This window comes from Acidobacteriota bacterium, from assembly GCA_020349885.1.
Classification (GTDB): Bacteria; Acidobacteriota.
Genome location: CP070701.1, coordinates 1,118,693 through 1,140,825, shown reverse-complemented (window position 1 = coordinate 1,140,825; position 22,133 = coordinate 1,118,693). Strand labels below are relative to the sequence as shown.

At 63.1% G+C, this 22,133-nt stretch carries 12 protein-coding genes and 1 tRNA gene; 1 reads left to right on the top strand and 12 read right to left on the bottom strand.

Features of this window, described 5'->3' with window-relative positions; translation table 11 throughout:
- From JSV08_04870 to JSV08_04830, 9 genes are all read right to left on the bottom strand, one after another.
- A partial coding sequence (locus tag JSV08_04870; protein UCF81747.1) for a S8 family serine peptidase occupies positions 1-5,725 on the bottom strand: 5,725 nt, incomplete at its 3' end.
- 589 nt (positions 5,726-6,314) lie between these two features.
- Positions 6,315-6,974 carry a heme exporter protein CcmB gene (locus tag JSV08_04865; protein ID UCF81746.1) on the bottom strand — a complete coding sequence of 220 codons (660 nt, stop codon included), beginning with the start codon at positions 6,972-6,974 and terminating at the stop codon, positions 6,315-6,317.
- Complete coding sequence (locus tag JSV08_04860; protein ID UCF81745.1) at positions 6,971-7,705, bottom strand: ABC transporter ATP-binding protein; 735 nt, start codon at positions 7,703-7,705, stop codon at positions 6,971-6,973. Before JSV08_04860 ends, JSV08_04865 begins: the two co-directional genes overlap by 4 nt.
- A 78-nt stretch (positions 7,706-7,783) precedes the next feature.
- Entirely contained in the window at positions 7,784-8,815 is a 1,032-nt protein-coding gene (gene pheS, locus JSV08_04855) for a phenylalanine--tRNA ligase subunit alpha (GenBank protein UCF81744.1), read from the bottom strand.
- A 51-nt stretch (positions 8,816-8,866) separates the two neighbouring features.
- A complete protein-coding gene (gene rplT / locus JSV08_04850; protein ID UCF81743.1) occupies positions 8,867-9,226 on the bottom strand; it encodes a 50S ribosomal protein L20 in 360 nt (119 codons plus the stop codon).
- A 19-nt stretch (positions 9,227-9,245) separates the two neighbouring features.
- Positions 9,246-9,443, bottom strand: a complete 198-nt coding sequence (rpmI, locus tag JSV08_04845) for a 50S ribosomal protein L35 (GenBank protein ID UCF81742.1) — start codon at positions 9,441-9,443, stop codon at positions 9,246-9,248.
- Complete coding sequence (gene infC / locus JSV08_04840) at positions 9,424-9,984, bottom strand: translation initiation factor IF-3 (protein ID UCF81835.1); 561 nt, start codon at positions 9,982-9,984, stop codon at positions 9,424-9,426. Before infC ends, rpmI begins: the two co-directional genes overlap by 20 nt.
- 61 nt (positions 9,985-10,045) lie before the next feature.
- On the bottom strand, positions 10,046-11,989 hold the full coding sequence (thrS, locus tag JSV08_04835) for a threonine--tRNA ligase (protein ID UCF81741.1): 1,944 nt from the start codon (positions 11,987-11,989) through the stop codon (positions 10,046-10,048).
- Between the two features lie 56 nt (positions 11,990-12,045).
- Positions 12,046-12,121 (bottom strand) — tRNA-Val (locus tag JSV08_04830).
- 298 nt (positions 12,122-12,419) lie between these two features.
- Between JSV08_04830 and JSV08_04825 the strand changes: the two genes are divergently transcribed.
- Entirely contained in the window at positions 12,420-18,164 is a 5,745-nt protein-coding gene (locus JSV08_04825) for a lamin tail domain-containing protein (GenBank protein ID UCF81740.1), read from the top strand.
- A gap of 109 nt (positions 18,165-18,273) precedes the next feature.
- On the opposite strand, the gene JSV08_04820 is transcribed toward JSV08_04825, so the two are convergent.
- From JSV08_04820 to rpiB, 3 genes are all read right to left on the bottom strand, one after another.
- Positions 18,274-19,524, bottom strand: a complete 1,251-nt coding sequence (locus JSV08_04820; protein ID UCF81739.1) for a serine hydroxymethyltransferase — start codon at positions 19,522-19,524, stop codon at positions 18,274-18,276.
- Positions 19,521-21,464 carry a sulfatase gene (locus tag JSV08_04815; protein UCF81738.1) on the bottom strand — a complete coding sequence of 648 codons (1,944 nt, stop codon included), beginning with the start codon at positions 21,462-21,464 and terminating at the stop codon, positions 19,521-19,523. Before JSV08_04815 ends, JSV08_04820 begins: the two co-directional genes overlap by 4 nt.
- A 157-nt stretch (positions 21,465-21,621) precedes the next feature.
- On the bottom strand, positions 21,622-22,050 hold the full coding sequence (rpiB, locus tag JSV08_04810; GenBank protein ID UCF81737.1) for a ribose 5-phosphate isomerase B: 429 nt from the start codon (positions 22,048-22,050) through the stop codon (positions 21,622-21,624).
- Between the last annotated feature and the right edge of the window lie 83 nt (positions 22,051-22,133).

Genomic DNA, 22,133 nt, shown 5'->3' with positions numbered 1-22,133 from the left:
GCATGTGCGCCATGTGCCAGAACCGCAGCTCATACCCCGTCCTGTCGGCAATGTCCGTGGCGCCGTCCGAGTCGTTGTCAACACCGTCGCTACAACAATTGCCGGCGAGGATGCAGGTCGGGTCGTCTTCGCCGCACAGCGCAAACGCCACGCCCTCCACTGCGCCACCGTAGCCCTTCGTATAGGCGTAGTCCACCTTCAACGGCGTGACGCCGCCGTAGACCTGGAGGCCCGAATCGTAGCCATGGTTGTTCGCAAAGCACTTACCCGTGCCGTCCGTATGGTCGATCGGCGGCAGGTCGCCCTTGATGCCTCCGGCCTCCGGCCGCAGCTGAGTGCCCGTGTGCGTGATGTTCCAGTCGTTCACCTCCCGATACTGCGCACCCTCTGCCGCATCCCCGCAGAAGTCCGCCACCAGCGGACACAGCCCGTTGTCCGGCTCCTGGTTCATCCTGCCCAACGGCACCACGCCCGAGTCCATCAACGCCGAAAACTGCTGTCCCGACGGCTCCGTCTGGAAGTCATCGCTCCACGGCACCGGATCGCATCCCGTGTCGTCCGCCTCCACGTCCAGCGCCATCACCATCAACTGCCGCGTCGGCGCACCCTGCGAGTTGTCCGCCGTGATGTGCACGTCGAACTCGACCAGGTACGGCGTGTTAGTTTCCGGCCAGCTGATCAGCGCGTCGTCCGCGCATATCTCAAACGGGTCCGCCGCGTTGTCCACCACCGTCAGCGGCGGCACCGTCCCGAACGATATCCCGTTCTTGCACATCGACACCGCCGGGTCGTTCGTCCGCAGACTCACCTCCGCCCCCACCAGCGACACCTCCTGGCTCACGTTGTTGATCGACACGACCACGTCCGCTCTCTCCCCTCCGTCCAGCCACCCGTCGTTGTCCGCGCACGGGTCCGTGTCCCACGCCACGTGCTTCAAATAATACGCCGACACCGTCGGGCACTCCGTCGCCCCGATAGCTTCCACCTCGTCCCCGTTGTCCGGAACGCCGTCCGGGTCGTAGTTCGCGATCAGGTTGTCCGCCGTCGTCACGTACAGCACGTTGTCCATCCCCGGCACCGGATTAGCCTTATCCGCGTCGGGGTTCGGCAACACTTCAGTCGACATCGGCACGTACCCTCTGAACAATCCCAGCGTCGGCGTCTCCAACAGCACGAAGTCCTCCACGTCTCCCGTGTTGAAGCTCCGCACCCGCACAACCAGCTGTCCAGCCATGTACTTGCCGGCGATGTCCTGCACCCAGATCTCCGCCCTCGCTCCGGCCGTGCACACCGAGTACTGCTTCGGCTGGAACCAGATGTCCGGCTGCCCGCACGGCGAAGTAAGCGGCGTCGGGTCGTCGACAGCCTGAAACTCCGTCCACTCGATGTTCCAGTTGTCGATGAAATATCCCCCGAGACCCGGCGGACGCGGCAAGCTCGGACAAGTTATGCCTCCCGGCCCGAACTGGTACGGCGGCACGCAGTCCGGCGTCGACCAGTTAGCTCCCCACTCCGCGATAGCCCACCGGAAAGAGTCACCGATCTGCCCGAACGGCGTCAGAATCTGGTCCTCCTCCGGCCCCAGGTTGTCCGGCACGCAGTGCGGGTTCACCTTCGGATCCTTATATCCCGGATCATCCGCATGCAGGTCCTTCGCCCACTTGTTATCCCCGCTATCCCAAGTGGTGTGCTGCGCGTGCTGCCACCACCAGCAATACTCCTCCACCCGCCCGTGAAAATCGCAGTTCCCCCAGCAGCACCGCGAAATGAGCGTGGTGTTCCACTGCGTCGGCAAATAATACGTCGTCGAGCACTGCGACTGATCCGCCGTGTCGCCGTCGATGATTATCGCGAACCAGTTGCTGGCGCCCGTCGGGTATCTCCCGTAGGCCATGTAGTTGTAGTTCGACCAGTGCGTCGAGCGCAGAAACTCCAGGTGCCACTCCGTGCACCCCGGCGAGTGCTGGTGCGGTATCCCTCCCACGAACGGGTGCACCTTCTCGATGACCGGCGAGCGCAGAACCCCGAAGTTGTAGTTGTAGCAGAAGTACCCGCCGCCGCAAGCCTTGAAGCACTCGTACTCTATGGGGTCGTTCGACTGGCACAGGGTGGGGTCACCCTCGGGGGCCGACAAGGCCTTCCCGAAACAGTAATTGCTCTGGCAGGATGCAGTCCCTGTACCTTGATACGACTCATCATGCTGCACCCAGGAGCCCGTGCCGGTCCCACCCGTGTCAAGGGGAAGGCGGTACAGGGTCTCGGCGCCGCAAATCCCTGCCGCGCCCGGCCCCTCGGCCCACACGTAGTCGTGGTTCGAGCAGCAGTTGTAGGTCTCCGCGCACCAGAACGACGCGGACGCCCAGCCCTGCGTGCCTCCGTGCTCAGTGTCAAAGCAGAACCCCGTCGCCGGAACGTCCACGTTCCCCCCGGGCGCCGCCGTCAGGTCGTTCCACTCCGTTCCGCCCGTCCATGGATTCACTCCCGTCGTCGTCCCCGTCGGGTAGTTCGTATTGTAATACTCCTCAGACCAATCCCGCTCCAACTCGTACGTCCGGTTGTACCCGCTCGGCTGTGACAGCCCGTCCGCCGGCGACCACCCCAGCACCTTAAACTCCACCAGGTCCCCGGGGTTCGTCAACCCGGTCCATTCCTGCACCGTGAACGAGAACTGGAACGTCGCCCCGGCTCTCACAACCCCGATGTACGCCGCCTCCATTAACACCCTCACGTTCGGATTCAGGGACACCACGTCGATCCACAGGTCGGTCACGTCCTCCAACTGCGCCAGCTTCACCGTGTGCGTAATCGTCACGATCTCCCACCTGTCAATAAACTCCTCTCGTTGCGGACTCCCGTCGCAGCCTCCGCTCAACTGACTTTCCGCCAGCCACAGCCGCACCGCGCAGTTCGCCGTCGTGCTCGCCACAGCCTCATATCCGGGCGGGTCCTCGTCCGCATGCCTCGCCTCCACCACAAAACCGTGCAACAGTTCCAATATCCCGTTTTCCTGCGTCGGCGCGCTGTCCGTCACATCAATCGCAGGCGTCTCCCACATCGGCCCCGGCCCGGGCAACACCGTGAGCGTCTCCTTGTCATACACGTTACCCGCATAATCATACACCCTCACCACGATGTCGAAATTCGACTTCGCCAGGCTCGTGTCCTTCATGTACACCACCGCCTGGTCGTCGCACGTATACGCCGTCTTGTCCCACGACAGCCGCGCCCTGTCGCCGGCCGCCACGTTGCCCACCACGACCAGCGCGTAGCCCTGAAACACCGACGAGATCTGTTCTCCCCCGCCGGGCCTCGATTGCTCCACCCGACCGTTGCCCGGAATGTTCGCCCCCAGCACCTCGATCGTCCACGGCCCAACCTTCGAGCCCGATATCGTCGGCTTGTCCAGGAAGATGCACTCCACGTTGTTGAGGTTGTCCGGCGACACCAGCCCCGCCGCCGTCCACGGCGCCGACCCCGCCGTGAAGTTGTTGCCCACGTACAGCGTCCCGTCCGGCGCCCACGCCCTCAGGTTCAGGTTGTTGATCGCAGGGAAAGCCGCCCGAATCGCCCCCGTCGGATCGCTCCATGCCAGCGTAATCTTCAATCCTCCCTCTCCCGTGTTGCCCACGGCGCCCCCGCCATCCACCTGCACGGTAAACGTATGCCTCTGCCCCGTCTCGAGCGACGCCCTCGGCTGCATCCCGTGCGCAAGCGGAATCCCGCTCGCGTCTGTCAGCGTCGTCGCCCCGTTGTACACGTCGTTCAGCACCAGCACCTGCCGATCCGACTCCCCGCTGAACGACAGCACGTCGTCCAGCACCATCCGGCCCCAGCCCTGTCCTCCCGTCGGCCGGGGCGCGCTCGCTCCCCCGCCTCCCGTCGTCGCCGTATAGTTACCCGTCATGTTCCGGCACGAGTTAATCAGCATCGCCTTCACCAGCGCGCTCGACGGCGAGAAGCTGTCTCCCGAGCCTACCGGGAAGACCTGGTCGCGGTAGTCGTCGATGGGCGTGCCGCGCGTGTCCGCTCCAGACGGGTAATAACCGTCCATGAAATACTCTCCCACCAGCACCGCGGCCCCAGTCACCAGCGCCGACGCCACCGACGTGCCCGTGTAGACCCCCGTCAAGCACGTCGGCGTGGTCTGGTTCTCCTGCGACCCCGTCGCCGCCATCGTCGTCCCGCTGAAGGCGATCACCTCCGGCTTGAGGCGCCCGTCCAGCGTCATGCCGTGCGACGAGGTGGCGTCCACATTCTCCGGATTCGCCGCGTCCGCCGCCCCCACCGTCAGCGCGTTCTTCGCCACCTGCGGCCCTCCGTTCAACGTCCCCGAATTCGGTCCCGCATCTCCCGCCGCCGTAACCAGCAAGAAATCCCTCATATACCACAGGGCGTTGTCCGTCCTGAAGGCAAACTCGTCGTACTGGATCGAGGGGTAGTCATAGCCCCATGGATAGTTGGCTGCTCGAGCACCAATGTACGCCCCCCACTCGTTCTGTCCCGACTTGGTCAACGCATTCGCGTGCTCGTAGCTCCAATGAAAGATGGCTTCCGCATAGTTGACGCCTACCTGCGTGTACCAGCCCACCAGCGAAGGATCCCCTATATCCTCGGAAAACACCACCAACTGCGCCCCGGGCGCCATCCCGAACTGCTCCGGAGACGTCGTCGTCACACCCAGCTCGGTCGCCAGCCCGTTCGTGCCGAAATCGTCCCCTACAATGCTGGACGCCACCCACGTTCCGTGCGTGCCTCCTGATCCAGGCAACACGCCCGGTTCTATATCCCTGCACGCCGCCAACAAATACGTGCGGATGCTTATCACCTTGTTGTCCGGGCAGTTCGGCGTGGGAAAATCAGATATACCGCACACCGCCTCCCCGCACCACACGTCACTGTACCTCAAGTAGCAGCTTCCCGTGTCGCAGGGGTTGTCGTACAGTGCGGCAATCTGCCCATACCCCGTCAAGCCCTGCGCCCAAATCGTGTGGTCGCTCATATTGGCCGACTGCAAATACGCCGTCCGCGTGTAGTTCATCGGCTTCATCGGCGGAACCACGTCCACCGAGTACACGTCCGCGTTGTGGATCAGTCCGTGGACCAGTCCCGCAAGCTGCATCACGTCAACCCGCACCACCACCAGACCGTCCTCTTCCGAACTGTACACAACCTCAAGGTTCGGATTCAGCCCCGGCACCAGACTCGCCTTCGTTCGCCCCTGCGCCAGGCCTATCCGCAGCGCCACCGTTCCGTCCGGCGCGATCGCACCATTAAACTCCGACATATACGGACCGCCCGGCTCCGTGATCAACTCCTCCAGCGCCGCCCCGAGCTTGAACGCCGGCGGGTACTGCTCCACCGCCCGCGTCCCCGGAAGCGTCCTCACCGCTCCCTGATTCGCCGCCGCCACGCGAACCACGTACGCGTTGTTGGGCATGTAGTCCAATATTTCCGCTCCCAGGCCAAGGAGCTGCTCGCGCCACTCCTTCGTAATCACCCCGTCGTGCTGCACGATCAACAGCAATTCCTGTCCGCCCCCCTTCGGGCCGGTGCCCATCCCCACCCCAAGCGAGGGAAGCGCAGGCAGACCTCTACTAGGGTCAAACTTATACGGCCCAAACTTCAGGAGCGACGGGTCCATCGCCTCGCGGTTGTTCTGCAAGAACGCCGGAGTCTCGAACGCCGTTCCCGGCGGCGCCTCCCCTCCCCGCGCGATCTGCTCCATGAGCCGGCGATGGCTCTCCATCAGCTTGGCTTTGCCCCGGCGCCGGGCCCCCGTTGTCGGCTGAGACGGTGACGCCGTCCTCAGCCCGGTAGCGCGCCGCTGCGCAAAAAAAGACGGGGCCGATAACCCCGCCGCCACAGCCAGTACGATGATTGCATAACACGTTTTCCGCCAACAGCTGCGATTGTGTTTCATGAGCTTGCGTTCCCTTTCCTTTTGGTGGTTAATTGCCAGTTTTTAAGATACAAGAACCCCCGGCACTTCCAAAAGTACCTGAGCGTTCTCCTCTAGAGAGCCCTGAGCGATTGCGTTACCCACTTACCTTTATCTTCTCTCTTTGCGGAAACCGCCGCAACGGGGATTGGCCGGCCGAAGCTGCCCAAAGTCCAACGACACCCTACCACCTTAAAAAGCATTTGTCAATAGGAAAAATCAATTTTTTTGTTTTTCCGTTCGATATCTCGGACAAACAGGAAGCCACCCCGGTGGAACCAGCCGTCACGGACAGCCGGGCGGTCACCCCACGTCCCAAACGCGTCACGCCGCAGGAGCCCTTCCCGTCCTGCAACAGCTCCACGCTGCGCCCCCGCTATTCCCGCGCCACGTATTCGAAGAGCACCGTTCCCGAAGCGAGGTAGAGGACGGCGCACGCCAAAAGAATCATGAGAAAATGCCCCGCGCCCGCGCCCGCCAAGGCCGCGGCCCACCCCTCCGCGCCGACCATAATTAAAGGAAGCGCCAGGGGAAAGAAAAGAAGCGGAAAAAGCATTTCCCGCTTTTTCGTGTGCACGGAGACGGCGGCCAGGAGCGTGCCGAGGGCGGCGATGCCGAGGGTGGAAATTCCCAAAAGCGCCGCGAGCCACCCGAGGCTCCGCACTGGCAGGCGGAAAAGGAGCGAAAACGCGCTCCAGACAAAGACCTGCGTCAAGAAAATCAAAAGGAAATTGCCGGCCGTCTTTCCCACGTAGACCGCGTCCGCCGGCGCCGGCATGAGCAGCATGGCGTCGAAGGCGCCGTGTTCTTTTTCGGCCACAAAGGTGCGCCCCAGGCCAAGCGTCGCCGAGAAAAAGAACGCGATCCAAAGGCCGCCGGTGGCGACGCGGTCGAGAACGCTTTCGTCCCAAAAGAGCGTAAAGTGAAAGACCAAGGCGGAGAGAAGCCCGAAGAGCGCCATGGTGAGAACCCGCTCCCGGGCGGCCCATTCGAGGGCCATGTCGGCGCGGAATACGGTCCAGGCGGCACGCATCATGGCGCACCCTCCGGTGGGCTCGCCATACGGCCCGACGGGGGAGCAGCTTGCGTCAAAAGCTTGCGCTCCTCGCAGCGCCTCCCCTCAAGATGGAGCATGCGGGAAGCCAACCGCCCGACCCGCTGCGCCTCGTGCGACGTGAAAAGAAGCGCCCGGCCGTCCCGGGACACCTCTTTAAGGAAGGACTCGAGGCGCTCCGCGTAGGCGGCGTCAAGTCCCGCGAAAGGCTCGTCCAGAAGAAGCACGCGCGGGGTGTGAAGCGTTGCGCGGGCAAGCGCCGCCCGCTGGCGAAGGCCGCGGGAAAGCACGTTGACGGCCAGTCGGCGGAACGGCCCGAGGCCCCAGTGCTCCACGGCGTCCCGCACGCTTTTCGGGCGATCGGCCACGCGGTAGAGCTCCGCAAACAAGAAAAGATTCCGCTCCACGGAGAGGTCTCCGTAAAGGAGGGCGTCGTGGCCGACAAATCCCAGGGAGCGCCGCATCGCTTCCTCAGAAACGACCGAGCCCCCCCCACCGCCATCTCCGGGCGCCGGCGACCAGAAAAACGCCCCTTCGGTGGGGCGAAGGAGCGACGCCAGGATGCGCAGGAGCGTCGTTTTGCCGCTTCCGTTCGGGCCGACCAGGGCCGCGGCGTCGCCCGGGCGCAGCTCGAACGAAACGTCCGAAAAAATTTCGCGGAGGGCGAAGCGCTTCGCAAGCCGCTCTACGCGCAGGAAAGGTTCCGAAACCATGGGAGAGTCAAGGGTCGATGGTCAGCCACGGCGTATATCGCATGAAGCCAGCAGTGCCCTACGCAACACGAGATACGCTTACGGCGGAAATTGCCTCAGAAAACGCAGGTCGTTCTCGTAGAACTGGCGCGAGTCATTAATGCCGTACTTGAGGACGGCCATGCGGTCCACGCCCATGCCGAAGGCAAAGCCCGTCCAGCGCTCGGGGTCGATGTCCACGGCGCGAAAGACGTTCGGGTGCACCATGCCGGCGCCCAAAATCTCGATCCAGCCCGTGCCGCCGCAGAGGCGGCATCCCTTCCCATCGCATACCGCGCAGGCGACGTCCACCTCGGCGCTCGGCTCCGTGAAGGGGAAAAAGCTCGGGCGGAAGCGCAGGCGGGTGGTTTCGCAGAAGAACCGCCGGGCGAAATGCTCCAGCGTGGCCTTGAGGTTCGAGAACGTGACCGCCGGGCCCACCGCGAGCCCTTCGATTTGAACGAACATCGGCGTGTGCCGGATATCGTAGTCGCGCCGGTAAACCTTGCCGGGGGCGATGACTTGAAGCGGCGGCTTCTTTTTGAGCATCGTCCGGATTTGCACGGGCGAGGTGTGCGTGCGCAGGAGCGCGCCGTGCTCCAGGAAGAAGGTGTCCTGCATGTCGCGCGCCGGATGGTCCTTGGGGATGTTGAGGGCCTCGAAGTTGTAGAAGTCGTTTTCGACCTCCGGGCCCGATTCTATCGAAAAGCCCATGGCGACGAAAATCTCCTCCAGCTCCTCCCGCACCGTCGTGAGAGGGTGGCGGCGGCCCATAAACGTCCGCCGCCCCGGCAGCGTCACGTCCATCGCCTCCGCGTGGAGCCGCCGCTCCTCGCCCGCCCGCGCGATCTCCGCCCCGCGCGCCTCGAACGCCTCTTCCGCGAAAACCTTGAGCTCGTTCGCAAGGCGCCCGAGCATAGGACGCTCCCCGGCGGGCGCGTCCTTGAGGAGCGCCATGACCTGCGTCACCGCACCCTGCTTGCGACCCAGGAAGCGCACGCGCAACGCCTCAAGCTCCTCCGGAGTGCCCGCGCTCCCGAGGGCCGCTTCCACTTCGCGGCGGAGGGCCTTGATTCGCTGCTCCGGGGTCATCTGCAGGTTCTTACCTTATCTTTGAACAGTAAAAAAGAGGCCGCCGCCGATTTACGCCGACATGGCCGCTTTGGCGGCTTCCACCACGGCCTTGAATGCGGCCGGCTCCTCCGCGGCAAGCTGCGCGAGCACCTTGCGGTCCATCTTGATGTCCGCCCGCTTGAGGCCCCAGACGAAGCGGCTGTAGGAAAGCCCGTGGAGGCGCGCGGCGGCATTGATGCGGAGAATCCACAGGTTGCGGAAATCCCGCTTGCGGCGGCGGCGGTGTGCGTAGGCGTAAAGGAGGGAGTGCTCGACGGCCTCCTTCGCCGTGCGGTAGAGCTTGCTCTTTGCGCCGAAGTAGCCCTTGGCGCGCTTTAGAATCTTGCGGCGGCGCTTGAGTTTTCGGTTTCCGCGTTTTACTCGAGGCATGGCAGCGTCCGTCTCCGGCTCATGCGTAGGGAAGCAGCCGTTTCACGCGCTTGGCCATCTTCGGGACGAGCACCCCCGCCTTGCGCAGGCGGCGCCGGCGCGCGCTTTTCTTGAGTCCCAGATAATGGCGGCGGCTCATCTTGCTATGAACGACCTTTCCCTTGCTGGTCACGCGAAACCGCTTCTTAACGGACCGGTTAGTCTTCTGTTTTGGCATGGTTTTTCGATTCTCCTCTGGGCTTCGAATTCTTCGGCATGAGCACCATCACGAGCTGCCGCCCTTCGGTCTCGGGCTCTTTCTCGACGACGCCAAGCTCTTTCACGTCCTCGCGGACGCGGCCCAGGAGCCTCTGGCCGATTTCAATGTGGCTCATCTCCCGCCCGCGGTGGCGGATGACCACCTTCACCCTGTGGCCTTCCTCGAGAAAGCGCGAGAGACTCCGCATCTTGATTTGATAATCATGCATGCTGGTTCCCTGGCGTAACGTGATTTCCTTGACCGAAACGCTCTTCTGGTGCCGGCGCGTCTGGCGCTCCCGCTTCTCCTTGTTGTAGAGAAACTTTCCGTAGTCGAGGAGGCGGCACACAGGCGGGATGGCCTGCGGCGCCACCTCGACAAGGTCGTAGCCCGACTCTTTTGCGATTCCCATGGCCTTCTGGATCGGCATAATTCCCAACTGCTTTCCTTCAGCGTCGATCACCCGAACCTCACGGGCTCGAATCTGGTGGTTTTTGCGGTGGCGCGTATTGCTCTGAATAGAACGGGTCCTCTTGTTAAATGATACCGAGCTTTCTGGAGTGCTGCATGAAGAAAAACGCCTAGAATGACACGGCGAGACTTCGGGTGCGCTCCAGCTCCAGGAGGCGCGCCTTCACTTCTCCGCAAGGCTTCGTTCCGAGGTCGCCCTGGCCGCGGGCGCGCACGCTCACGGTGCGGGCCGCGGCCTCCTTGTCTCCCACGATCAGCATGACGGGAATTTTGTCCATTTCCGCATCCCGTATCTTAGCACCAATTTTATCGCCGCGCGAGTCAACCGTGGCGCGCAGGCCCGCTTCCGCAAATTCCCGGCGCAGCGCCTCGGCGTATTCGAGGCTCCGGTCCGTCACGGGAAGGACGCGCGCCTGCTCGGCGCAGAGCCAGAGGGGAAACGCTCCGGCGTGGTGCTCGATCAGCATGCCGACGAAGCGCTCGAGCGAGCCCAAAAGCGCGCGGTGAATCATGAAAACGTGGTGGCGCTTCGAATCGGCGCCCACGTACGTGACGTCGAAGCGGCGGGGAAGGTTGAAATCAAACTGCACGGTCGAGCACTGCCATTTCCTCCCGATGGCGTCCACGAGCTGGACGTCGATCTTCGGGCCGTAGAACGCGGCCTCGCCCTCCTTGCGCGCGAAGTCCCACCCCTTGCGCCGAAGCGCCTTGACGAGCGCCTCCTCCGCTAAGGCCCAGCCCTCGGCCGTGCCGGCGTAGCTTTCCCGGTGCCCGGGGTCCCACGTGCTCAGATCCACGGCGTACTCCGAGAACCCGAACGTCTTCAAAATTCTTTCCAGCAGGTCCAAAACGCCGCCGATCTCCTCCTCGACCTGCTCCGGCGTGCAGAAGATATGGGCGTCGTCCTGCGTGAAGCCCCGCACCCGGAGCATCCCGTGCAGCACGCCCGAGCGCTCGCAGCGATAGACCGTGCCCAGCTCGGCCGTGCGGACGGGCAATTCCCGATAGCTCTTCATCGAGGTCTGATACATCAGGATGTGGCCGGGGCAGTTCATCGGCTTGATAACGTACTCCTCCTCGTCCTGCTCGAAGAAATACATGTTCTCCTTGAAGAACTCGTAGTGGCCCGACGTTTTCCACAGCTCACCGCGGGCGATGTGCGGCGTGTAGACGAGGTCGTAGCCGCGCAGGCGGTGCTCCTCCTTCAAGAACGCCTCGATGCGCTCCCGGACGAACGCGCCGCGCGGGTGCCAGAACACGAGGCCGGCCCCCGCCTCCTCGTGCACGCTGAAAAGCCCCAGGCGCTTGCCGAGCTTGATGTGGTCGCGCTTCTTGGCCTCCTCGAGGCGCTGCAGGTGCTCGTCGAGCTCCCGCCGCGTCGCGAACGCCGTGCCGTAGATGCGCTGGAGCATGGGGTTTCGCTCGTCGCCCCTCCAGTAGGCGCCCGCGACGGACAGCAGCTTGAACGCGCCGACCTTGCCCGTCGAGGGAAGGTGCGGGCCGCGGCAGAAGTCCATGAAGGAGTCCTGCTTGTAGCACGAGGCCGTGTCGCCCTCGGCCTTCTCCTCGATAATCTCCACCTTCAGTGTATCGCCCAGCTTCTTGAAGTAGGCAATCGCCTCGTCCTTGGGCATCTCGACGCGGCGGACGGGAAAGTCGGCCCGCACGAGCTCGGCCATCTTCTCTTCGATTCGCTCCAGGTCCTCCGCCGTGAACGGCGTGCCCTTGTCGAAGTCGTAGTAGAACCCCTCGTCGATGACGGGGCCGATGCCGATCCGGACGCCGGGGAAAAGCTCCGTCACGGCGTGCGCGAGAAGGTGCGACGCGGTGTGGCGAAAAATTTCCAAGGCCTCCTCGTCGCGCGGCGTGAGGATGCGCAGGCGGCAGTCCCGCTCGAGCGGAAGGTACACGTCCACCACCCGGCCGTCCACCTCGGCCGCCACGGCGTCCCGGGCGAGGCGCTTGCCGATGCGCTCGGCCACCTCAAGGGCGCTCGTCCCCTTGGGCACCTTTTGCGTGCTCCCGTCGGGAAGTGTAATCGAGATTTCCTGCATCCTGCTCTTTCGCCGTATCAGACCTCGCTCCGCCGTAGCGGCTACGCGAAGGCGAGTGGTAGGCGCGGGCGGTCTCGAACCGCCGACCTCTACCGTGTCAAGGTAGCGCTCTAACCCCTGAGCTACGCGCCTGCGCGGGTTACTCCCGATTTCGAGTCGAGGTTAACCCTCTATATTAAAGGAAAGAATAGGAGAAAACGCTCGCACCTGTCAACCAAACGGGCCGCAGGTCTTCAACGGGCAACACCCTCGCAGCACGATGTCGAGTAACGAATGCCTGGTTATTGCAAACGCAGTCCTTTTTGTGCTACCTTGCTTATTGTACTCAGCAGGGGTTCTACGCCTAAGCTTTAACGGGAGGACTTAGGTTCTCTCTCAAAACGTAAAACGTATCCTTGAACATCAAGAACATGAAAAGGAGAAATGCGTTATGACAACAACAGCGCTTCTCGCGCTGGGAGGCGTTTTCGCCTTTTTCGCTTTGCCCTTATACGGGGACGATTCCCCTGAACAAGCCCCCGAGCATGGCCTGCGCCTCGATCCGCCCACCATCGTCGCCCCTTCGGGCGGGCGCGTGGAAAGGGACGACGAGCCCGGGCGGGAAAAGCGGGCGCAAATCGACCCCGAAGAAATCTGGTTCGCAAGCCGGCACTCCCTGCGGCCCGACGAGGGCATCGACTCCGAGGTGCGTTTTCCCCTGCGCGGCGTCTACGCCGTGCAGTTTCGGGGGCCCATCCTGAAGGAATGGCGCGAGGCGCTCGAGGCCGCCGGCGCGCGCATCCTCGACTACGTCCAAAACTACGCCTACATCATCGAGGTTCCGGAGGCGTCTTCCGACGACGTCGTGGCACTCGTCCAGGGCGGCCCCCTGCGCTACCTCGGGCCGTACCCGGCGGAGGCCAAGATCGCCTGGGGGCTGCAGCAGGCGGTGGAATCGCGCCCGCCGGAAGAAAGCATCGAGATTACGGTGCGCTTCTTCGATGTTCTCACGAAAGCGCAGGAGGAGGCGGTCACGGACATCCTGGCGGTTACAAAGTGGGAGGACGATCCCGTGATGCCGTTCGCGCGGGGCACGGTCGAGCCGGGTAAGCTCCAGCAGATTGCCGAGCTCCCGTTCGTCAAGTGGGTGGAGGAGTACGTGCCCGGAAAGCTTGGCAACATCGAAAGCTCTATGAGCGGCGGCGCCGACCAGGTGGCGGGCTGGGGCACCTACGACGGTACGGGCGTTCGCGTCGCGGTGGACGACTCGGGAATCGCGCGGACGGGCAATTCGACGCAGTGCGGGGCCGGGGGAGCAGCCTACCACCCCGATATAAATTCCGGCCGCATCGCGGACCAATGGGACTTCCATTATGGCGACTCGAACCCCTGCGACGACAACGGCCACGGCACGCATGTCGCGGGAACCATCGGCGGCGACGGCACGAACACGAGTGCTTGGACGGGAATTGCTCCCGGTGTGACTTATTTGATTTACAAGGACTGCAGCGCGGGAGGTATAGGCTTTGGAAACTTCACGAGCGTCCTGAGCCGTGCGGCCTCGAACGACGCGAACGTGGTGGCCTGCAGCTGGGGCGGCGGGAACGGTGTCTACAACTCGAAAAGCGAGGCGGCGGACAACGCCGTGCGCGGCAACTGGGACGGAAGCGACGCCAAATCCCAGTATATGAATATATCGGTTTGCTCGCAGAACGACACCTACCTCTGCACGAGTCCCGCCACTGGGAAGAACGTCATCGGCGTGGGAGCCACGAAAGACGGGAACAACGCAGGGGGCAGTGACTTCTGGCCTCCCACGGAAATTGCGTCGTTCAGCAATTTCGGACCCGTGGACACGGACGGCGACGGAAAAACACGCATCAAGCCCGACGTGGTGGCCCCCGGCACGTCCACTATGTCGACCGCGGCCTCGCACCTCTACGGGGACGGCCGGGTCTACACAACTGAAAACGGCACCAGCATGGCGCAGCCCACGGTGGCGGGCACCATGGCGCTCATGCTGGACGCGTATCCCGGCTATGAGGACTGGCCCGAGATCATCAAGGCGCGCATCCTCGCCACGGCTGTGAACATGGGCAGCACGGACTACTTCGGACACGGCATGGTGGACGCCCTTCACGCCATCTACTCCACCTCGAGTCTCGACATGGTCCGTTGGGCCGGAGGCTACATCACCGACACGAGCGACGAGGACGAACACAGCTTCACCGTACCCGCGGGCTACGAGGAGGTGCGCGTCTACCTCACATGGAGCGATCCGCCCTCGCTCGTCACCGAGGTGGTGAACGACCTCGATCTGAGGGTCTACGACGGCACCGACACGCTCGTGGGATCCTCCCTAAGCTATGATGACACCGTCGAGTACGTGCGCCTGACAAGCGGCGTGGCCGGCTCGTGGCGCGCCGTCGTGCGGGGGGAGAACGTGACGGAGCCCGAGCCCGACCAGAAATACGGCATCATCGCCGTCGTCGTCCTCACCCCCCCTTCGCGCTCCCTGAGCGCCTCGGCAAGCGACACCTGCCTCCGGCCCAACCAGACGTTCAGCATCAACACCACGTACTCGAACACGGGGTACTCCGTTGTGGGCTCCCAAACCCAAATGGATTTGCCCAACAACACGTCGCTTTTCTCGTTCCTGGACGTGAACATGACGACCGAGGATCCCGGCCGCAGCCACACCTACCTGGAGAGCGAGCTCTGGCGCGACGTGGCGCTGAACCGCTACTACCTCGGTACGGGAATCGTCAACCAGAGCATCCCGCGCAGCGCGACGTGGAACCTTCAAGTAGGCTCCGGAACACCCAACGGATCGTACAACTTCTACGTCTACGCGAGCGCGGCCGGGGAAAGCAACCTCAGTAAAACCGTCACGGTCACGGTAGACGGCACGGAGCCGGGAGCCGTGACCGGCCTCGACAGCAGCGACCACACTATAGGTGAGTGCTCGAACGACATGACCGTCACGATGACGTGGACGGCGGCCACGGACGGCGGAGGCTGCGGCATCGACGGCTACGGCATCTCCTGGACCAAAGGAGCGCAGGACATCCCCGCCGAGATCAAGGACATCGAGGAGGTCACGACCTACACCGGGACGCTCGCGGCCTCCGCGTCTCCCTACTACTTCAACATCCGCTCCGTGGACAACGCCGGAAACTGGGACACGGACTACGTCTGGTGGGGGCCGTTCTATCTAGACGACGTCGCCCCGGCGAACGTAACCAACCTCGACAGCATCAACCACACGCTGAACGAGTGCTCCACCAATCTCTCCGTCACGATGACGTGGACGGCAGCGACGGACGCCCACTGCGGAGTTGACGGCTACGGCATCTCATGGAGCACCGCACCCGTCTTGCCCCCCGCCGTCAAGGACATCGAGGATGTCACGACCTACACGGAAACGCTCGCGGCTTCCGAGTTTCCCTACTACTTCAACATCCGCTCGGTGGACAACGCCGGCAACTGGGACACAGACTACGTCTCGTGGGGGCCGTTTTACCTTGGAGAGGTGGATGCTACGTGGACGAGCAACGAGCCCGTGTGCGTCGGGGATCCCGTCAACTTCGACGCTCCTTCAGGAAACGATTTCTACGAATGGGATTTCGGAGAAAACTGCAACTACGGCGTTGTGATCAACGAGGTGAACGTCGGCAGCCCGGCCTACGTCGAGCTCTACAACAGCGGGAGCACGGACGTAGACCTGGAGGACTGGGAGTTTGCGTGGACGGACACGCTTCCGACCAGCGGGAGCTTTTTGGTTGCAACAACGTTTATCCTGGGGCCAGGGAAGTACGTTCAGATCGTTGATGGCCCCGGGGTGGACGACGCCACGCACATCTATATCGGGGAAGCCATTCCTTGGGACGAGGCCCGCGGAGGGTCGGCGGCCTTGAACGACATTAATGGAAAATGCGTTGATTTCGTACGCTGGGGTGGGGACGTTACGCCGCCGCCGCCGGGGACGTCGTGGGGCGAGGCGAGCGTGCTCACGACGCCGCGGAACGTCGGTGAGAGCCTTTCGCGGGACGATTCGAGCACGGACCGCGACAGCAGCGAGGACTGGTGCATCCAGGCGCCGACGAACGCAGCGCCTGCGGAGCCCGTGCAGAACTCGAACTGCCCCGACGTTCGCGAGTGCTCTGGGGCGGGCTGCCGCTACACGGTGATAATCAACGAGGTGAGCGTCGGCGAGCCCGCTTCCGTGGAGCTATACAACAGCGGAAGCATGAGCGTGAACCTCCAAGGCTGGATGCTTTTCTGGACGGACACGCTTCCCGCCTCGGGCTTCTACGTTCTGCCGAGCTTCGAGCTGCACCCTGGCGCCTACGTCCAGCTCGTCAACAATACCAATCCAGACGACGCGACCCACATATATCTCGGCAGCGGCATCACGTGGTTTTATCCGCGGGGTGGCTCAGCGGCATTGCTCGACGACGCCGGAATCGGCGTGGATTTCGTACGATGGGAAGGGGACATGACGACGCCCCCCGGCGGAACGTCGTGGGTGGAGCCGAGCGTGCTTCCCTCACCGCTGGACGACGGTGAGAGCCTTTCGCGAGACGATTCGAGCACGGACAAGAACAGCAGCGACGATTGGTGCCTACAGGTGTCGACGAACGACGTGATGCTGGAGCCCGTTCAGAACTTGGACTGTCCTGCCGTGGAGGAGTGCCTGCAGGGCGGATGCAGCTACGGGGTAAGGATTAACGAGGTCGGCGTGGGCACCGCCTACGTCGAGCTCTACAACAGCGGGAGCACGACGGTGGACCTAGACGACTGGGAGCTGGCGTGGACGGACACGCTGCCCGACTCGGGCAGTTTCCTGCTGCCGGTGTTTCTCCTGGCTCCGGGAGCGTATGTACAGCTCGTTGAAGGAAGCGGCAGCAATGACTCGACCCACATCTACCTTGGTGACAGCATAGCGTGGGACGAGAGCCGGGGCGGGTCGGCGTCCCTGTCTGACGAGAACGCCGTCGGCGTGGACTTCGTGCGGTGGAAAGGGGACGCAACACCGCCCCCGTCGGGAACGGCCTGGGTTGAGGTGAGCGTGCTGCCGGCGCCCGCCAACGTGGGTGAGAGTCTCTCGCGCGACGATTCGAGCGCGGACCGCAACTCGAGCGAGGACTGGTGCATCGCGTCGCCGTCGGACCCTGCGGGAGACGAGCCCTACCAGAATCCCGGCTGCCCGCTGGTGCCCGACTGCCCGTCGAACGGGATAGAGGATCCGTCTTACCTATACGACGATCCGGGCACGTACATAGTGACGTTGACCGTGGCGGATACCATCGGATGCACGGACACTCATTCAGCCAGCGTGACGGTAGGAGAGTATCCGGCTACGAACATTCAGCCCGACGGCCCCGTTATTTGCCCGGGCGACTCCCAGGTCCTGGATGCGAATCCGTGGGGCGGGACGCCTCCGTACACGTTCCTGTGGAGCCCGGGGGGTACCCAGTCGCAGACGATCAACGTGTCGCCCGCGGTGACGACGGCCTACAGCGTGACGGTGACGGACGCGATCGGCTGCGCGGCGGGTAGCAACGAGACGGTCACTGTGAATCCGAGCCCGGCGACGACGATTGCGGAGACCTGCGGAGATCCGACTTCGGTGCTCGACGCCGACCCGTCGGGCGGAACGCCTCCGTACACGTTCCTGTGGAGCACGGGAGCGACGACGCAGACGATTTCCGTGCCGTGCAGCACGGGGCTGTACTCCGTGACGGTGACAGACGCGGCCGGATGCTCCGGCACGTCGCCTATATTCAACACGTGTCCCTGCAGCGGACAGCTGCCGGAGCCGAATCCGATTACCGGGCCGCCGCTGGAGGCGCTGAATAAAGACGGTGACCTGTGGCTCGTGGAAATGGTAGCGGGAGCGACACAATACAACGTGTACACGAACCCGATAGCTTCCTTCGGCCTGCCGTCGGCGGACGACAAGTACGACAACGGCGCGGTGGTAGGAACCACGTGCTTCCTTCAGGTTGGACCGGCATTGGACGTACAGGACAACGGCGACGGCACGGCGGATATGAACTACCCGCTGGCGGACAACGCCTGGTTCCTGATAACGGCGGCGAGCAGTGCTGCGGGAAGCGAGTCGACGGTCGGCTTCGACAGCGCGGCGGTGGAGCGGACCTCGACCAACACATGGGTGATGTGCGGGCCGTAATCCGAAGAAGATAACCAAAATATTTCCGAAGGGGCTCGTATGAGTCCCTTCGGCGTTTAAGGGTGGGCGACGGCGCCGTCAAGGCATCCAGCCCCGGGCGCCCGCCTCGCTACGGATAGATCGGAAACGCCCGCGCCAACTCCTTGACGCTCGCGCCGACGCGCTCGGCGACGCCGGCGTCGCCCTTGGAGTCGAGCACCTCGCACATCCACGAGGCGATCTGCCGGGCCTCCGGCTCCTTCATGCCGCGCGTCGTGATGGCGGGCGAGCCGACACGGATGCCGCTCGCGACGAAGGGCTTCTGCGTGTCGTAGGGAACGGTGTTCTTGTTGACGGTGATGTGCGCGGCGCCGAGCCACGCTTCGGCATCCTTGCCCGTGACGCCTTTCTTGAACACGTCGACCAAGAAGAGATGGTTGTCGGTTCCTCCCGAGACGATGCGGAAGCCGTTCTCCGCGAAAACGGCCGCCATGGCGCGGGCGTTTTTCAGGATTTGTTCCTGATAGGCCCGGAATTCGGGCGCGGCGGCCTCCTTGAAGCAAACGGCCTTCGCCGCGATGACGTGCATCAGGGGGCCGCCCTGGAGGCCGGGGAAGACGGCGCGGTCGATCTCCTTCGCCCAGGACTCCCGGCACAAAACCATGCCGCCGCGCGGGCCGCGAAGCGTCTTGTGGGTGGTGGTCGTGACGAACTCGGCGAAGGGCACGGGGCTCGGGTGGAGGCCCGTGGCCACGAGGCCCGCGATGTGCGCGATGTCCGCCATGACGAGCGCGCCGACCTCGTCGGTGGCGGCCCGGAATTTTTCGAAATCGATGATGCGCGAGTAGGCGCTCGCGCCCACGACGATGATCTTTGGGCGGTGCTTCTTCGCGAGCGCGCGCACTTCGTCGAAATCGATTCTTTCGGTCTCCCGGTTCACGCCGTAGGCCGCGACGTTGAAGTATTTTCCTGCAATGGAAAGCGGATGGCCGTGCGTGAGATGACCGCCGCAGGAGAGGTCCATGCCCAAGAGCGTATCGCCGGGCTTCAGGGCGGCGAAGTAGACGGCGCTGTTCGCCTGCGTTCCCGAATGCGGCTGCACGTTGGCGTGCTCGGCGCCGAAAAGCGCCTTGGCGCGCTCCCGGGCGAGCGATTCGGCCACGTCCACAAACTCGCAGCCCCCATAGTAGCGACGCCCGGGATAGCCTTCGGCGTACTTGTTCGTCATGACGGAGCCCACGGCTTCCAGAACGGCGGGCGAGACGAAGTTCTCGGACGCGATGAGCTCGATGCCCTCGTTTTGCCGGCGGCGCTCGTCTTCGATGGCACCGAAAATCTCAGGGTCGGTTTTTTCGAGAGGGCGTGTTTTTTCGGCACTCATAGCACGTACCCTAAGGCTTGAAGATGGTATCGAACGTCCTCCTCAAGATGCTCCTTCGGCTCTGTGGGAAACGTCCCCCTGAGCGCCTCGTTCCGCGCCTGCGTTTGCGAAAGGCGCTCCTGCAACCGTGCAACGATGTCAGCACGGCATGCTGCAAGGTTCTGGATTTCGCTGGGATCGTTCATTATATCGTAAAGCTCATGGTCTCCCGAAAACGTTTTTTCAATCAGCTTCCAATTCGCCACACGGAACATCCGAGCCGGCCGACGATAAACATTTCCCTCGGAAAAGGCTTCTTCCTGCCAGGCCACGTCGTCTCCTTCCGCGTCCCCTGGCTGAACGAGTGGCCAGAAACTCTCTCCCTGTCGCGGAAAGGGATGCGGGTCGAGCCCCAGGGCTTCCTCCAGGACAGGAATGACGCCCATCAGTTGTACGACGGCTGCAACCCGCTTGCCGCGTGGAATGCCCGGGCCGCGAAGGATGAGCGGCACGCGCACGAGCTCCTCGTAGAAACTGTGGCCATGGAGATAGCCCTGATGCTCGTAAAATTCTTCGCCGTGGTCCGACGTGAGAACCACGAGAGTTTTTTCCGACAGGCCTGCGGAATCGAGAGCTTTCAGGATCTCGCCAATTTTCTCGTCCACGTATCGCACCTCCCCGCGGTAGAGCGCCTTGAGACGGGCAAGTAATTCCGGAAAAGACTGCTGGTACAGGTGCGGGAAAGTGTGAGCATACTCATCCCAATCTTCTTGAAGTCGCCCCGCGGGAGGAGTGCCCGGATGGAAGGGCGCCGGAGGGGTGTATGGTGCGTGCGGGTCGAAGTAGTGCAGCCACAGGAAAAAAGGCTCGTCCTGATGGTCAGCAAGAAAGCCGAGAGCGTGCTCCGTAACGCGCTGCGTGAGATCGGGATGGCGTCCCATGAAGCCCAGCCGCTCCGCCGCTTCGTGGTAGGCACTACCCAACACGGGCAGGTAGGAGAAAGCCGCGGTCTGATACGATACAGGCCATATCGACGCCTCGTCGAATCCTTGAAGCATGCCGGACGAGACCCCCAAAATCTGGTTTCCGACGAACGCGGCCGTTGTATAGCCCACGCTGCGCAGTTTTTCAGCGAGCGTCCATTCCTCGCCGGGTACGGCGTAGGAGTGCCGCCCGTGGGCCAGAACGGAAGGATGCAGGCAAGAGAACATGGCCGTCATCGAAGGAAGCGTGTGGCAGCTTGGCGCCTGCGCGTCCGTGAACCACGTTCCTTCCCTGCCGAGACGGTCCATATTGGGTGTATCCGAGTGCCAGCCATAGACGCCAACGGCGTCGGCCCGAAGCGTATCCACCGTAATGAGCAGGACGTTATGCGTAGAGGCCGGAGGTCGCAGCGCCGGATGGTTCCGAGTCGGTAAAAGTTCGGCCACGGGGCGAGCGGGCAGAAACAAGGGTAAGAAGTAAAGAGCGAAGAGAAATATCCCATGAGCCAGGCGAAAAACGAGTGGCGACAGGAAGCGCCGCATTCCTCGCCAGACACCCCCATGGAGCGCAACGAGGACGACGAAGACCAGAAGTGCTTTCCTTGCCGAAACCACGAAATGCCACGTAGCCCACATCCAAAGGTTTTGATACGCAAGAAGCACGCCAAGGCCGTACACCATCACCTGCCATGTTCTGTGCGAGACGAGAGCCATGCGATGGGAGAGGAGACCCAGAAGACCCCCCGCCGCAAGAGCCAGGAGACCATGGAGACCCAAGAGACGCCGCGAGGGCTCAAGCCATACCAAGTATCCGAAGAACACCATGGCGAGATAGGCGCAGGCGCCGAGCCTCGAAAAACAGATTTTCTTCACCGGGATGAGTTTCTCGAGAGAGCGTCCCAGGCACAGAAAGCCCGCGACAACGAGGAGGGCCAGCATACCATGGGCCGCCAAGGACAGGATCTCAACCCCTAACATTTTCAGGGGTGAGTAATGAGAGTAGCCGACCTGGATCAGCTGTCCGGCGGAGCAGTCGAAATATGCGCTTAGACCTCCGGCCATAAGGGCCGGGACAAATACACCGCTCTGTGGGTTGCCGTGCTGAGCAAGCATTTAAAAAAGAAAGATGCTTTTGCTACGAATCAATCTTTTCCACGCGGCGGACATGCCGCCCCCCCTCGAAAGGCGTGTCGAGCCACGCGTGGAGAATTCGCTCCGCCTCCTCGGCCCGCGTGAAACGCTCGCCCAGGGCAAGGGCGTTCGAGTCGTTATGGCGCCGGGACACCTCGGCGTCCTCGACGCTCCGGCAAAGCGCGGCGCGAACCCGTGGAAACCGGTTGGCCGCGATGCTCATGCCTATCCCCGAGCCGCAAACGAGCACCGCGCGCTCGCACTCGCCGTCCGACAGCGCCCGTGCGGCCCGCGCGGCGTAGTCGGGATAATCGACCGACTCCGTCGAGTCGGTGCCGCAGTCAATCGCTTCGTGCGAAAGATGGATCAAGACTTTTTTGAGATGCTCCTTAAGGGCAAAGCCGGCGTGATCGGAGGCAATCGCAATTTTCATAAGGAAGGATACCACCGGGGGTAAACTATGTAAAGGCGGCTCGCCGCTGAAGCATCCCCCTCAAGCAGCCCGCGCCGCGCGTA